This is a genomic window from Stutzerimonas azotifigens (assembly GCF_013522725.1).
Taxonomy (GTDB): domain Bacteria; phylum Pseudomonadota; class Gammaproteobacteria; order Pseudomonadales; family Pseudomonadaceae; genus Stutzerimonas; species Stutzerimonas azotifigens_A.
Genome location: NZ_JAAMRF010000004.1, coordinates 44,432 through 57,701, shown reverse-complemented (window position 1 = coordinate 57,701; position 13,270 = coordinate 44,432). Strand labels below are relative to the sequence as shown.

Sequence of the window (13,270 nt, the reverse complement as noted above, 5' to 3'; positions counted from 1 at the left end):
GGCCATCCTGCTAAAGAGTGAGCAGCTTTTTGCGCACTGCCGCCGCACGGCACTCCAGAGGGTCGATGTCGCTGTGCTAGAGTGCTGGCCTTCTAGTATTGCCTGATGACGAAACGTATCAGGGTAGGGTCTGTCGTCATGCGGTACGCATTCTTGCTGTTGCTGTCACTGTTGCCGTTGTTCGCCAGTGCCGTGGAATTCGATGAATCGACGCGCCAGTTGCCGCTCGGCAAGGTGATCGATGTCTACGAGGACGTCTCGCGGACGGTGAGCATCGAGGACCTGGTCGCCGCGTCGGGCAGCGGTCTGTTCCAGCGCCATCAGGACGATGTGGTGAACCTCGGTTATTCCCGCTCGGCGCTCTGGCTGCGCGTCGACCTGACCTATCGCCCGACCGATGACAGCGGCCCGCGCAGTTGGCTGCTCGAACTCAATTACCCGCCGATGGATCACGTCGATCTCTACCTGCCCGACGGCGAGGGCGGTTTCCGCCTGGCGCGGAGCACGGGCGACCGACTGCCCTACGACAGTCGCGAGGTGAAGCACGGCAGCTACCTGTTCGAGCTTCACATGCAGCCCGACGAGCCGGTGCGGGCATACCTGCGCCTGGAAACCGAAGGCTCGATGCAGGCGCCGCTGACGCTCTGGTCGCCGGCAGCCTTTCTCGAAGAGCAGCCCGAGCGGATCTATGTGCTGGGCATGATCTACGGCGTGCTGCTGGCGATGCTGGTCTACAACCTGTTCATCTATCTCAGCGTCCGCGACCCGAGCTACTTCTATTACATCCTCTACATCGCGTCCTTCGGCCTTTATCAGGTGTCGGTCAACGGCGCCGGCATCCAGTTCTTCTGGCCCAACCATCCCTGGTGGGCGAACGTCGCCACGCCGCTGCTGATCGGTGCCTCGGGGGTATTCGGCGCCCAGTTCACCCGAAGTTTCCTGCGTACCGCCGAGCACAGCGTTTGGCTCGACCGCTTGCTGATGGTGATGATGGGGCTGGCAACGGTGGCGATGGTGCTGTCGTTCACGGCGAGCTATGCGCTGGCGCTGCGCATGGCCACGGTGATGGCGTTGCTGTTCACCGTGGTGATCTTCATCGCCGGGATCATCGCCTGGCATCGCGGCATGCGCGTTGCGCGCTACTTCATCTTCGCCTGGAGCGCTTTCCTCATCGGTGGTCAGATCAACACCCTGATGGTGATGGGCTATCTGCCGAACATGTTCTTCACCATGTATTCGAGCCAGATCGGCTCGGCGCTGGAAGTGGCGCTGCTGTCGCTGGCGCTGGCCGACCGCATCAACTCGCTGAAGGAAGAGCGCGCCCAGTTGCTGGAGCAGTCGCGCCAGCAGCTCGAGGCGCTCAACCGCCAACTGGTCGAAAGCAACCGCTTGAAGGACCGCTTTCTCGGTGCCCTGAGCCACGAGCTGCGGACCCCGATGATCGGTGTGATCGGCGCGCTGGAGCTGATGCAGAGTGGCAATCTCGACGATGAGGCGGCGCAGTACCAAAAGCTCGCTTCGCGCTCGGCCGGCGACATGCTGACGATGGTCAACGACATCCTGGCGCTCAGCGAGCTGCTGGCAGGCCGTGTTCGGCCAGAGCATGCCGGCTTCGATCCGCGGGCGATGTTTGCCAATCTACGCAAACGTTTCGAACCGCTCGCCCGGCAGAAGGACCTGCATTTCGTCGTGCGGCTGGACCACAACCTGCCCACGACCCTCTGGAGCGACGAAGCCAAGCTCGAACAGGTTCTCGGCTATCTGCTCGACAACGCCATCAAGTTCACCGACAGCGGCACGGTCGAGCTGCGTGCGAGCGTGAGTACGGAGAGCGAAGGGCTGGTGCGGCTGCAGATCGAGGTGGAGGACAGCGGCATTGGCTTCGAAACGCCGATCGACGGCTCCCTCTATGAGCACTTCAGCCAGCTCGATGGCTCCATGACTCGGCGTCACGGGGGGCTTGGCATCGGCCTGGCGCTGTCGCGGCAGCTGGCTCAAGTACTCGGTGGCGAGCTCGATCATCATTCCCGCCTGGGGCAGGGCAGCTGTTTCCGCCTGATGTTCACCATGCCCACGCGGCCGATGCGGGTGTCTCAACCCGTTTAGACCTGCTGCAGATGTCGCTGCCGTTTTGGCCGAAATCCCGCTTCAGCCGTCCTGCCATTGCTGCTTCACTGAAAGACATGCATGGCGCCCTGCGTCATGCAACTGCATGCCTCCCAGGGAGTATCAGCGATGAATCTTCAGGCCTATGCCGAGACCCATGAGGTCACCAACCAGCCGCCGCCTTTCGAAGGCGTCAACCTCTACCGCCTGGATCTGCCGTTGCAGGACTGGATCGCGCGCCAGGGCGGCGGATGGGCCGACGCCCGGCTCGAGGCCTACGGCGCGCTCGCCGGTGGTCCGCTGCTGGAGGCCGGCGTGTTGGCCAATCAGAACAAGCCACTGCTGCGCAGCCACGACCGCTACGGGCACCGGATCGACCAGGTCGATTTTCATCCGGCCTACCACCAGCTGATGTCCGCCGCCGTCGAACATGGCATTCCCTCGCTGCCCTGGACCGAGCCGGGGCCCGGTGCCCATGTCGCCAGAGCCGGCCTGATGTACCTGCACAACCAGGCCGATGCGGGGACCAGTTGCCCCCTCACCATGACCTTCGCCAGCGTGCCGGCGATCCGCCTGCAGCCAGAGATCGCTGAGCAGTGGCTGCCGAAGATCCTCGCCCGGAACTACGATCCGGCCAACCGCCCGCTGGCGCAGAAGAGCGGTGCGACCATCGGCATGGCGATGACCGAGAAGCAGGGCGGCACCGATGTCAGGGCCAACACCACGCGTGCCTACGCGGTAGGGGCGCCAGGTCCAGGGCAGGTATACGAACTGGTGGGCCACAAATGGTTCTGCTCGGCACCGATGTGCGATGCCTTCCTGACCCTGGCACAGAGTGAGAAGGGATTGTCCTGTTTTCTGCTGCCGCGCCGCCGGCCCGACGGGACACGCAACGCCTTTCACATCCAGCGGCTCAAGGACAAGCTGGGCAACTGGTCCAATGCTTCCAGCGAGGTGGAATACCGCGGTGCGCTGGCTTGGATGGTGGGTGAAGAGGGGCGCGGCGTGCCGACCATCATCGAGATGGTCGCCATGACCCGGTTCGACTGCATGATCGGCTCCAGCTCATTGATGCGCCAGGCACTCAGCCAGGCCCTGCACCACTGCGCCCATCGCCAGGTGGGTGGTGGAAGACTGCTGACCGATCAACCGCTGATGCAGAACGTCCTGGCCGACCTCGCGCTGGAAAGCGAAGCCGCACTGGCGCTGACGCTGCGCATGGGGCGCGCGCTGGATAACCTTGCCGACGAGCGCGAGGCCAGGTTTGCCCGACTGGTCACCGCGGTGGGCAAGTACTGGATCTGCAAGCGCGCGCCGAACGCGATCTACGAGGCCTCCGAGTGCATGGGCGGAGCCGGCTACGTCGAAGAAAGCATCCTGCCGCGGCTCTACCGCGAGGCACCGGTGAACTCGATCTGGGAGGGCTCCGGCAACGTCCAGTGCCTGGACGTGCTGCGCGCCCTGTCGAAGGAAGCCGGTGTGCTCGATGCCCTGTTCGACGAACTCGGCGACGGCCATGGCGATGCGCGCCTGAAGGCGGCCATCGTCCGACTGAAGGCCGATTGCCGCGACCCCGAAGACATCCAGTACCGCGCCCGCCAACTCACCGAGGACATCGCTGTCGCCCTGCAGGCCGGGCTGCTGCTCGAAGCCGGCAACGCCGCCGTCTCCGACGCCTTTATCGCGAGTCGCCTCGAAGGTCGCGGGCGGGTCTATGGAGCGCTACCTCGCGGCGTCGATATGGTGGCACTACTAGCCCGCAGCGCGCCGCATGGCATCTGAGTACCGGCGATTGAAGCGGTAGGGCCGTCTCTCCAGCGGCCGGCGGGGCTACGCCCCGGCAGCGGTGGCAACGCGACCTGAATCGTCGATCCGCGGTGCCGGCTCGGCCAGGATGTTGGCGAGCAGGGCGCGGTCGATGTTGGCGCCGCTCTGGATGACGGCGATGCGTTCGCCACGGTTGAGCTCGCGCTCTATGATCGCGGCGGCCAGGGCAGCGGCGCCGGCGCCTTCGGCGAGGTTGTGGGTGTCTTCGTGGAGGATGCGGATGGCTTGGCGAATCTGCTCGTCGTCCACCCGCAGGATGCGGGCGGCGCCGTTGCGGATCAGCTCGAAGGCTTCCGGAGCGGGCATGCGGCAGGCCATGCCGTCGGCGAGGGTGTCGGCGCGTTCGGTATGCAGGATGCGGCCCTGTTCGAAACTTTGCGCGTAGGCGTCGGCGCCGCGGGCGACCACGCCTACGATCTCGGTATCCATCCCCAGCAGGTCGCGGGTGCGGATCAATCCGCAGATGCCCGAGCCCAGGCCGATGGGCACATAGACGCGGCGCAGCGGTGGCGCCGCTTCGAACAGCTCCAGTGCGTAGGTCGCCACGCCACGGACCAGGTCCGGGTGCAGCGAGGGTACGAAATGCCAGCCGTCACGTGCAGCCAGCTCGCCCGCGGCCTGGCGGGCTTCGTCGAAGTCCTGGCCGTGTTCGATGACCTCGGCGCCGAAGGCGCGCATCGCTGCGTTCTTTTCCAGCGCATTGCCGTGGGGCACCAGGATGCGGATCGGCAGGCCGGCCAGGCGCGCCGCCATCGCCAGGCTCTGGCCGTGGTTGCCACGGGTGGCGGTGATCAGCCCGCGCACCTCGGGTTCGCGACGCATCAGTTCATGCACGTAGAGCACGCCGCCGCGCACCTTGAAAGCGCCGGCGGGCGTGTGGTTTTCATGCTTGACCCACAACTCGCAGCCGAGCCGACGCTGGAGCAGCGGCCAGGCATATTGCGGGGTGGGCGGCACCTGTGGGCGGATTATCCGGGCAGCGTCGCGCAAAGCGTCGAGATCGAACATGGCAGGCTCCTCGTCGGGTTTGACGACGATCCTAGGGTGCGAGCATTGTATGGGTAAATTCTTATATTGCATGGCAGACAATGTGGCTTCCCCAGCTCGTCGACGATGACCAACCGCGCTACCTGGCGCTGGCCGATGCGATTGCCCAGGCTATCGGAGCCGGTGTGCTCAAGCCTGGCGACCGGCTGCCGCCGCAGCGCCGGTTGGCTTGGGCGCTGGGCCTGAATCCGAGCACGGCGATGCTGGCCTACCGTGAAGCGGCGCGGCGGCATCTGGTATCCGGCGAGGTGGGGCGCGGCACCTACGTGCTGGCCGGCAGCCGCGAGGCCAGCCTGTTTTTGCTCAGGCAACCGGAAGAAGACCCCGCGCGGCTGGACCTCTCCACCAACCTGCCGGTCGTCGACCCGGACGATCACGACCTCGAGAATGCCCTGGCCGGGCTTGCCGAGGCCGGCGAACTGCCGGCACTGCAGGCCTACCCGTCGGCCCGCGCGCTCGATCGCGGGCGCTTGGCGATCAGCGACTGGCTGCAGCAGCGCCGGGGGGTTGAGGTACCGGCAGGCCAGATCCAACTGTGCGCCGGTGCCCAGCAGGGGTTGTTCGCGACCTTGCTGGCGCTCTGTGAACCCGGCGAGCCGATCCTGGTCGAGGCGCTGACGTCGCCGGGGATCAAGGCGGCGGCCCGGCAGCTGCGGTTGCCCTTACACCCGGTGCCGATGGATGGAGAGGGTATCCTGCCCGACGAGCTGGACCGCCTGGCCCGCGCGTCTCTGGCGCGGGTGGTACTGCTCACGCCGTGCCTGCAGAACCCAACCGGCGTGAGCATGGGGGCGCAGCGCCGGGCCGATATCGCCGAGGTCGCGCGTCGTCGAGGGCTGTGGTTGATCGAGGATGACGTCTATGGCGCGCTGGACGATCGGCCGCCGCTGGCGCAGGCGGTGCCCGAGCGCTGCGTGCTGGTCAGCAGCCTGTCGAAGACGGTGGCGCCCGGGCTGCGCCTGGGCTTCATCGCCGGGCCTGCCGAGTTGCTGGCGAGCATCGACCGCGAGGGGCAGGCGACCCACTGGGCAGTGGCCTCGCTCTCGCTGCGTATCGCCAGTCAATGGCTTGAAGAGGGCATAGCCCTACGCCGCCTCGACTGGCAGCGTGAGCAGATGCGGCTGCGTTGGCGTCTGGCGTCCCGGTTGCTCGGCGAGCCGCCTGCACATGCGCGGCCCGCGCCCCATCGCTGGTTGATTGCCGGCACTGCGGAGCCCGACCTGTCAGACATCTGCCGTGGGGCAGGTGTCGAGGTGGCGCCGGCCGAGGTATTCGCAGTAGGGCACGGCGCGCCGAACGCGGTGCGCCTGAGTCTCACCGCGGCGGCCGGGCCGGCGCAGCTCAAGGCGGCGCTCGAGCGGATCGCCGCCCGACGGATCGCCGCCCGAGTGGATGACGCGCAACGGCGCTGAGCGTTGCGGCGCTACCGTTGTCATCAGGGAGCAGGCAAGATGGTTTCAACTACCCAGAAGGAAAAGCCCTATGAGTTCGCATGACGGCGAAGCATTCGTTACTGCAAACAGCGCCGAAGAGGCCGTTGATCGTCTTGCCGAGCTGCACCTGCGGGCTACCACGGCGCTGAACCAGGCGCTCAAGCGCTACCTGAGTTCGCGAATCGAACCCGATGCCGGCGAGCGCGAACTGTTTCGCTACCCGCAGCTGCGCCTGACCTATCGCTGCCACGGCGAGGTTCCGGCGACCACCCGGGCCTATGCCAAGGTCCAGGCTCCCGGGGTGTACTGCGTGACGGTCACTCAGCCGGCGGCCTTTCGTGGCTATCTGCTCGATCAGTTGCGCCCGCTGATGCACGACTTCACCGTGCAGGTGGAGGTGGGGCCGAGCCGGCAGAACATCCCGTACCCCTACGTGGTGGAGCAGGGCGACGAGCTGGCCGGCTCGGGCGTGACGGCCGCGGAGCTGGCGCGGGTCTTTCCCAGCACCGACCTGTCGGCCGCGACCGATGCGATTGCGGACGGCCTGTACGACTGGGAGCTGGCCGACCCGCTGCCGCTGGCGCTGTTCGACGCCGCGCGGGTCGATTTCTCGCTGCGCCGTCTGGTGCATTACACCGGCAGTGACTGGCGCCACGTGCAGCCTTGGATCCTGCTGACCAACTACCATCGCTACGTCGACCAGTTCATCCAGCATGGTCTGCAGCAGCTGCGTGAGGATCCGCGCTTCGTGCGCATGGTCCTGCCAGGCAACGTCAGTGTGGAGCGGGGTACCGACGCGGCCACGGCGCAGAGCATCGTCAACGGCGTGGTCTGGCACCGCTACCAGATGCCGGCCTATCACCTGATCGCCGACGATGGTCACGGCGTCACGCTGGTGAATATCGGCGTCGGCCCGTCCAATGCCAAGAACATCACCGACCACCTGGCGGTGCTGCGCCCGCACTGCTGGCTGATGATCGGCCACTGCGGTGGGCTGCGTCAGTCGCAGACCATCGGCGACTACGTGCTGGCCCATGCCTACATGCGTCGCGACGGCATTCTCGATCGGGTGCTGCCGCCGCACATTCCGTTGCCGGCGCTGGCCGAAGTGCAGCAGGCGCTGCAGGAGGCGGCGGCCCAGGTCACAGGCGAGAAGGGAGAGTCGCTCAAGCGCAGGCTGCGTACCGGCACCGTGCTGACCTACGACGATCGCAACTGGGAACTGCGCTGGGCGCAGGAGCGGCCGCTGATCAACCTGTCGCGGGCGGTGGCGGTGGACATGGAAAGCGGCACCATCGCCGCCCAGGGATATCGCCTGCGGGTGCCCTACGGGACGCTGCTGTGCGTTTCGGACAAACCGCTGCACAGCGAGATCAAGCTACCGGGTTCGGCCAATGCCTTCTACGAGCGTGCCGTCAGCCAGCACCTGAAAATCGGGATCACGGCGCTAGACCTGCTGCGCAACCAGCTCAACTCGCTGCATTCGCGCAAGCTGCGCAGCTTCGACGAGCCGCCGTTCAGGTAAGCGGCGGAGGCCGAGGCGAGAAGCCAGAAAAAGAAAGCCCGAGTTCACCTCGGGCTTTCTCGTTTTTGCTTCAAGCGTTCAGCTCAACGCTTGAAGCTGCTCGTCAAGCTGCCAACAACCAGGCCCCGGCAACGGCCGACGCGGCGCCTGCGACGCGGACCAGGGGGGCGGCGACCTGTGGCAGGTTGCGGGCCACGGCGTAGCCCAGGCCATGCAACGCGGCGGTGGCAGCGACGAAACCGGCGGCGTAGCCCCAGGGGCTGGACAGGTCCGGCAGCTCGAGGCCGTGAGCGACGCCATGGCTGAGGGCGAACAGTGCGGTCAGGCCGGCCGCGACGGCCAGCGGCGGGCGCACCGCCAGGGCCACCAGCAGCCCGAGCGCCAGCACGGAACCGGCGATACCGGTTTCCATCAGCGGCATTTCGAACCCGGCAAAACCGAGCAGACCACCGGCCAGCATGGTGGCGACGAAGGCTAGCGGCAGTGCCCAGCGCGCCTTGCCGGTCTGCTGGGCCGCCCAGAGGCCAACGGCAAGCATCGCCAGCAGGTGGTCGAGGCCGAAAATCGGGTGGGCGATACCGGACATCACGCCAGCATGATCGTGGCCGGGGTGGGCGAAGGCCAATGCCGGACTGAGCAGCAGGGCGGCGGTGAGTAGCGGTTTGCGCACGTTCATCTGTAACTCCTTGGTATGGGGGGTGGGCGGTCAGGCGGCGCTGAGCATTCCCTGTTTCTCGATGAAGGCGATGATCTCGCCTAGCCCCTGTCCGACCTTCTGGTTGCTGAACACGAACGGTTTGTCGCCGCGCATCTTGCGGGCGTCGCGATCCATGACTTCCAGAGAGGCGCCGACCATGGGCGCCAGGTCGACCTTGTTGATCACCAGCAGGTCGGACTTGCAGATGCCGGGGCCGCCCTTGCGCGGCAGCTTGTCGCCGGCCGACACGTCGATCACGTAGATGGTCAGGTCAGAGAGTTCCGGGCTGAACGTCGCCGAGAGGTTGTCGCCGCCGGATTCGACCAGGATCAGATCGAGGCCGGGAAAGCGCCGGTTGAGCTGGTCGACCGCTTCGAGGTTGATCGAGGCGTCCTCGCGGATCGCGGTATGTGGGCAGCCGCCGGTCTCCACGCCGATGATCCGTTCCGGGGCCAGGGCCTCGTGGCGCACCAGAAACTGGGCGTCTTCCTGGGTGTAGATGTCGTTGGTGACCACGGCGAGGTTGTAGCGCTCGCGCAGGGCCTGGCACAGCGCCAGGGTCAGGGCGGTCTTGCCGGAACCTACCGGGCCGCCGATGCCGACACGCAAGGGTTGGCTGTTCATCTGCTGTTCACTCCCATCGTTCGATTCGTTGTTTGTGGCCGGCTATGAGCGAAACAGCCGGCTGTACTGCTGTTCGTGCGCCATGCTGGTCAGCGCCAGGCCGAACGGGGCGCTGCCCCAGTGTTCCACCGGTTGGCGCTGCGCGGCGCGGTGTGCTTCGCCCAGGGTCGCCAGCAGCTCGGAAGTCAGGCGCTGCGCGGCCTGCTGGCCCAGGGGCAGCGTCTTCATCAGCACCGCCAGCTGGTTTTCCAGCCAGCCCCAGAGCCAGGCGGCCAGGGCGTCCTGCGGGGCGATGCCCCAGGCGCGCGCGGCGAGCGCCCAACCCAGGGCCTGGCCGGGCTCGTCGAAGCCTTCGTAAAACCGGCGCGCGGCATCGTCGAGCTCAGGCAGGTCGCTGAGCAGCTGGCGCAGCGAGTAACCCATCTGCCGGCTTTCCAGACGCAGCTCGCGGGTCTCGCGACTGGCCATGTGCCGTTCGGCGAGTTCGGCGAGGCGGAGCCAGTCCTCATCACGCGCGGCCTCGCAGTGAGCCAGCAGCAGCGGCGCCTCGAAGCGGCAGAGGTTGAGTAGCAGTTGGTCCGCGATCCAGGCGCGAGCGCTGTCGGCATCCTTCACCACCCCTTGTTCGACCGCCATCTCCAGGCCTTGCGAATAGCTGTATCCGCCGATCGGCAGCTGCGGGCTGGCCAGGCGCAGCAGTTGCCAGGGCATCGCCAACGGCTGCGTTTCGGCCACGGATGTTGCCGTCACTTGCGCACGCCGAACTGGTGCAGGCGCGGGGCGTAGCTGAATTCGGCGTCGCCGGCGTGGGAATGGTGATGGCCGCCGCCGTAGGCCCCGTATTCAGGCTGGAAGGGCGCCTCGATCGCTTCGACCTGGGCGCCGAGTTGCAGCAGCATGTCCTTGAGCACGTAGTCGTCGAGCAGGCGTAGCCAGCCGTCGCCGATCTGCAGCGCAACGTGGCGGTTACCCAGGTGATAGGCGGCGCGGGTGAGTTCGAATGCGCTGCTGCAGGTCACATGCAAGAGGCTTTCAGGGCGGGCGCGGACCCGGACGATGCGGCCGTCCTCGGCGCGCAGGCATTCGCCGTCGCGTAGCGGCGACTGGCCGCGCTCGAGAAACAGCCCGGTTTCCTCGCCTTCGGCGCTGATGCAGTGCAAGCGGCTCTTGCTGCGTGCGTCATAGGTCAGTTCGAGTTCGGCCTGCCACTCGGGCGAAGGCTCGGTGCGTTGGCGAATTACCAGCATGGTTCGGTTTCCGGAAAAGCGGGATAGCCGAACCTAGAGCAAGGGGCTTGCCAAGGTAACCCGAAAGCCCAGACACCGCGGCGGGCAGGCGAGGCACTGCTTGATATTGGGGCTTGATGCGCTCCGTTGTGGTGCGTGCCTTCAATTGGTGCACCACTGCAGGGCGACTGCTTGTTATTGGAGCGAGCGCACCATGTACACCGCGGGGATGCCATAACTGCCCAGGTGATCGGCCTGCGCATGCTCGAGCGTGTCGTGCACGTCATAGCCCAGGCGCGACCAGAAGCGCTCGGAGTCCTGCACCGAAACCAGCGCCGAATAGCGCAGCCGCTGGGCCTGGCCCTGTTGCAGTGCATGGCAGGCCAGCGCCGGGCCGATACCGCGTCCTCCGGCACGATTGGCTACTGCCAGATCGTGCAGGTACAGGCAGTCGGCTTCGGCATGGGGCTGGAAGTGGCCATCGAGCGGCGTGATTTTGCCCAGCCGGGACGGATAGGCGAACAGATACGCGCATACGCCGAGTGCATCTTCCGCGACCCAGGCGGTGTCGGGGCATGTAGCCAGACGCGCGCGGATTATCGCTTCGTCCTCGAGGATCACGTCGCTATAGGATTGGGCCTGGATAGACAGCACGGCAGGAATGTCCTGGGCGCGCATGGGTCTGAGGGAAAACATCGATGACTCTGCAAGCGTAGCGGTTGGTGAAGGGGCGCGGATCATACGCCAGGCGGAGCCGTTCGGCTCGCTCGGTACGCTTCGTCCGACGAGCGCCGATGATGGCGGTCGCGGATGACCGAGCGATGAACGCTGCATACCGGTGCGTCGGGAAATGCCTTCTCGAATCATGCGACGCATCGGCGCATAATGATTAGCCTGCTATTGAATTCCCAAGTGGCCCGCTTCTTTGAATATGCGCAACCAACCTCTGCTTGGCGTCCTGCTGATCCTGTCCGCCGGCTTTCTGCTTGCGGGGCACGACGGGTTGTCCAAGCACCTGAGCAGCCTTTACCCGCTGTTCATGGTGATCTGGGCGCGCTATCTGTCGCAGAGCGTGCTGATGGTGGCGCTGTTCGCGCCGAGTATGGGTCGGTCGATCTACCGCACCCAACGGCCACTGTTGCAACTGCTACGAGGCCTGAGTCTGGTAGGGGTGAGCCTGCTGTTCATCGCCGGGCTGCATTACATCCCGTTGGGCGAGGCGACCGCCGTCATATTTGTGACGCCGGTTCTGGTTACTCTCGCATCGGCGCTGCTGGGCGAGCGGATCAGCGTCGGCCAATGGGTTGCGGTCAGCATCGGCCTGTTTGGCGTGCTGATCATCGTGCGTCCTGGGGGCGAGCTATTCAGTCCGGCCGCGCTGCTGCCTCTGGGCGCGGCGCTATGCTTTACCGCTTACCAGCTGATTACCCGGCGCCTGGCGGGGACCGATCATCCGGTGACCAGCAATTTCCTGACGAGCCTGGTCGGTGCGGCGCTGATGTCGGCACTGGTGGTCTGGCAATGGACCGTGCCAAGCCTGCGCGACGGACTGCTGATGGCCGCGCTCGGCGCCATTGCGATGACGGCGCACCTGCTGCTGACCCATGCCTTTCGGTTCGCCAGTGCCGCGACTTTGGCACCGTTCACTTACGGGCAGATCGTCTTCGCCGGTGTGGTCGGGCTCCTGGCGTTCGGTCATCGGCCCGACGCCGGTGCGCTGGTCGGCATGGCGGTGATCATCATCAGCGGTTTGTGCATGGTGTACGTGCAGCGACGACCGGGCTGAGCCGATAGCCATTGGGATGTGTCCAGTGGCCGGCGAAAGGCCTCAAAGTTGCATCCGCTCCGGCGATGCTCGAACCGAGCCTGCGTGTTTCATTTTTCATTGGACTCACTATGCAAAGAACTTCACATCACACCCTGCGTGCCAATTTTCGCAAGTTGCTGGAATCCAACGCCTGCTACCACACCGCCTCGGTATTCGACCCGATGTCGGCGCGCATTGCCGCCGATCTCGGTTTCGAAGTGGGCATCCTCGGCGGTTCCGTCGCCTCGCTGCAGGTACTCGCCGCGCCTGACTTCGCGCTGATCACCCTGAGCGAATTCGTCGAGCAGGCCGTACGCATCGGCCGCGTCTCGCGTCTGCCTGTCATTGCCGACGCCGACCACGGCTACGGCAACGCGTTGAACGTGATGCGCACCGTGATCGAGCTGGAGCGTGCCGGCATCGCCGCGCTGACCATCGAAGATACGTTGCTGCCCGCCAAGTTCGGCCACCGCTCCACCGACCTGATCGGCATGTTCGAGGCGGTCGGCAAGATCCGCGCGGCGCTCGAGGCGCGCATCGATCCGGCGATGAGCATTATCGCCCGGACCCACGCCGGCGTAATCGGCGTCGCCGAGGTGATTGCCCGCACCAAGGCGTATCAGGAGGCCGGCGCCGATGGCATCTGCCTGGTCGGCATCGAGGATTTCGATCACCTCGAGCAGATCGCCGAGCACCTTAGCGTGCCGCTGATGCTGGTCACCTATGGCAACCCGCGGCTGCGCGACAATGCGCGCCTGGCGGCATTGGGCGTACGCATCGTGGTCAACGGCCATGCGGCCTACTTCGCCGCGATCAAGGCGACCTACGACTGCCTGCGCGAGCAGCGTCAGATCGATGCCTCGGATCTCACTGCCTCGGAGCTGTCGGTCAAGTATTCGACCGCCGAGGAGTACATGGTATGGGCCGAGGAATACATGCAGGTCAAGGAATGATCATGCCGCTGCGGCACGACGCATG

The 13,270-nt window shown here is 65.9% G+C and carries 12 protein-coding genes; 6 read left to right on the top strand and 6 right to left on the bottom strand.

Features of this window, described 5'->3' with window-relative positions:
- Positions 1–138: 138 nt before the first annotated feature.
- Positions 139–2,106, top strand: coding sequence for a sensor histidine kinase (locus tag G7026_RS08925; protein WP_181070413.1), 1,968 nt, complete (start codon positions 139–141; stop codon positions 2,104–2,106).
- Positions 2,107–2,235: 129 nt separating this feature from the next.
- The gene (locus G7026_RS08920; RefSeq protein WP_181070411.1) at positions 2,236–3,888 is read left to right on the top strand and encodes an acyl-CoA dehydrogenase family protein; all 1,653 of its coding nucleotides are present in this window, start codon (positions 2,236–2,238) and stop codon (positions 3,886–3,888) included.
- A gap of 48 nt (positions 3,889–3,936) precedes the next feature.
- Here the strand turns inward: G7026_RS08920 and G7026_RS08915 are convergent, their stop codons facing one another.
- The gene (locus G7026_RS08915) at positions 3,937–4,941 is read right to left on the bottom strand and encodes a threonine dehydratase (RefSeq protein WP_181070410.1); all 1,005 of its coding nucleotides are present in this window, start codon (positions 4,939–4,941) and stop codon (positions 3,937–3,939) included.
- Positions 4,942–5,021: 80 nt separating this feature from the next.
- On the opposite strand from G7026_RS08915, the gene G7026_RS08910 reads away from it, so the two are divergent.
- Both G7026_RS08910 and amn read left to right on the top strand, forming a co-directional pair.
- Complete coding sequence (locus G7026_RS08910) at positions 5,022–6,392, top strand: aminotransferase-like domain-containing protein (RefSeq protein WP_181070408.1); 1,371 nt, start codon at positions 5,022–5,024, stop codon at positions 6,390–6,392.
- A gap of 70 nt (positions 6,393–6,462) precedes the next feature.
- Entirely contained in the window at positions 6,463–7,938 is a 1,476-nt protein-coding gene (gene amn, locus G7026_RS08905) for an AMP nucleosidase (protein ID WP_181070407.1), read from the top strand.
- Positions 7,939–8,041: 103 nt separating this feature from the next.
- Here amn and G7026_RS08900 read toward each other — a convergent pair whose 3' ends face one another.
- The 5 genes from G7026_RS08900 to G7026_RS08880 form a co-directional block, all read right to left on the bottom strand.
- Positions 8,042–8,614, bottom strand: coding sequence for a HupE/UreJ family protein (locus tag G7026_RS08900; protein WP_181070405.1), 573 nt, complete (start codon positions 8,612–8,614; stop codon positions 8,042–8,044).
- A 30-nt stretch (positions 8,615–8,644) separates the two neighbouring features.
- Positions 8,645–9,259 (bottom strand): urease accessory protein UreG, encoded by a 615-nt coding sequence (ureG, locus tag G7026_RS08895; protein WP_181070403.1) that lies wholly within the window; start codon positions 9,257–9,259, stop codon positions 8,645–8,647.
- 42 nt (positions 9,260–9,301) lie between these two features.
- Positions 9,302–9,970 (bottom strand): urease accessory protein UreF, encoded by a 669-nt coding sequence (locus tag G7026_RS08890; protein WP_375138197.1) that lies wholly within the window; start codon positions 9,968–9,970, stop codon positions 9,302–9,304.
- Positions 9,971–10,005: 35 nt separating this feature from the next.
- On the bottom strand, positions 10,006–10,506 hold the full coding sequence (gene ureE / locus G7026_RS08885; RefSeq protein ID WP_181070402.1) for an urease accessory protein UreE: 501 nt from the start codon (positions 10,504–10,506) through the stop codon (positions 10,006–10,008).
- A 174-nt stretch (positions 10,507–10,680) separates the two neighbouring features.
- On the bottom strand, positions 10,681–11,163 hold the full coding sequence (locus G7026_RS08880) for a GNAT family N-acetyltransferase (protein WP_181070766.1): 483 nt from the start codon (positions 11,161–11,163) through the stop codon (positions 10,681–10,683).
- A gap of 253 nt (positions 11,164–11,416) precedes the next feature.
- Here G7026_RS08880 and G7026_RS08875 point away from each other — a divergent pair, with 253 nt between their 5' ends.
- Both G7026_RS08875 and G7026_RS08870 read left to right on the top strand, forming a co-directional pair.
- Positions 11,417–12,271 carry a DMT family transporter gene (locus G7026_RS08875; protein WP_375138195.1) on the top strand — a complete coding sequence of 285 codons (855 nt, stop codon included), beginning with the start codon at positions 11,417–11,419 and terminating at the stop codon, positions 12,269–12,271.
- A 110-nt stretch (positions 12,272–12,381) separates the two neighbouring features.
- Positions 12,382–13,245, top strand: a complete 864-nt coding sequence (locus G7026_RS08870) for an isocitrate lyase/PEP mutase family protein (protein ID WP_181070398.1) — start codon at positions 12,382–12,384, stop codon at positions 13,243–13,245.
- The last annotated feature ends 25 nt before the right edge of the window (positions 13,246–13,270 follow it).

Excerpts from the sequence above, each read along its gene's own strand:
- ureG (WP_181070403.1), bottom strand. The coding sequence starts at position 9,259 with ATGAACAGCCAACCCTTGCGTGTCGGCATCGGCGGCCCGGTAGGTTCC.
- G7026_RS08900 (WP_181070405.1), bottom strand. The coding sequence starts at position 8,614 with ATGAACGTGCGCAAACCGCTACTCACCGCCGCCCTGCTGCTCAGTCCG.
- amn (WP_181070407.1), top strand. The coding sequence starts at position 6,463 with ATGAGTTCGCATGACGGCGAAGCATTCGTTACTGCAAACAGCGCCGAA.
- G7026_RS08890 (WP_375138197.1), bottom strand. The coding sequence starts at position 9,970 with ATGCCCTGGCAACTGCTGCGCCTGGCCAGCCCGCAGCTGCCGATCGGC.
- G7026_RS08915 (WP_181070410.1), bottom strand. The coding sequence starts at position 4,941 with ATGTTCGATCTCGACGCTTTGCGCGACGCTGCCCGGATAATCCGCCCA.
- ureE (WP_181070402.1), bottom strand. The coding sequence starts at position 10,506 with ATGCTGGTAATTCGCCAACGCACCGAGCCTTCGCCCGAGTGGCAGGCC.
- G7026_RS08875 (WP_375138195.1), top strand. The coding sequence starts at position 11,417 with ATGCGCAACCAACCTCTGCTTGGCGTCCTGCTGATCCTGTCCGCCGGC.
- G7026_RS08880 (WP_181070766.1), bottom strand. The coding sequence starts at position 11,163 with ATGCGCGCCCAGGACATTCCTGCCGTGCTGTCTATCCAGGCCCAATCC.
- G7026_RS08920 (WP_181070411.1), top strand. The coding sequence starts at position 2,236 with ATGAATCTTCAGGCCTATGCCGAGACCCATGAGGTCACCAACCAGCCG.
- G7026_RS08870 (WP_181070398.1), top strand. The coding sequence starts at position 12,382 with ATGCAAAGAACTTCACATCACACCCTGCGTGCCAATTTTCGCAAGTTG.
- G7026_RS08910 (WP_181070408.1), top strand. The coding sequence starts at position 5,022 with ATGTGGCTTCCCCAGCTCGTCGACGATGACCAACCGCGCTACCTGGCG.
- G7026_RS08925 (WP_181070413.1), top strand. The coding sequence starts at position 139 with ATGCGGTACGCATTCTTGCTGTTGCTGTCACTGTTGCCGTTGTTCGCC.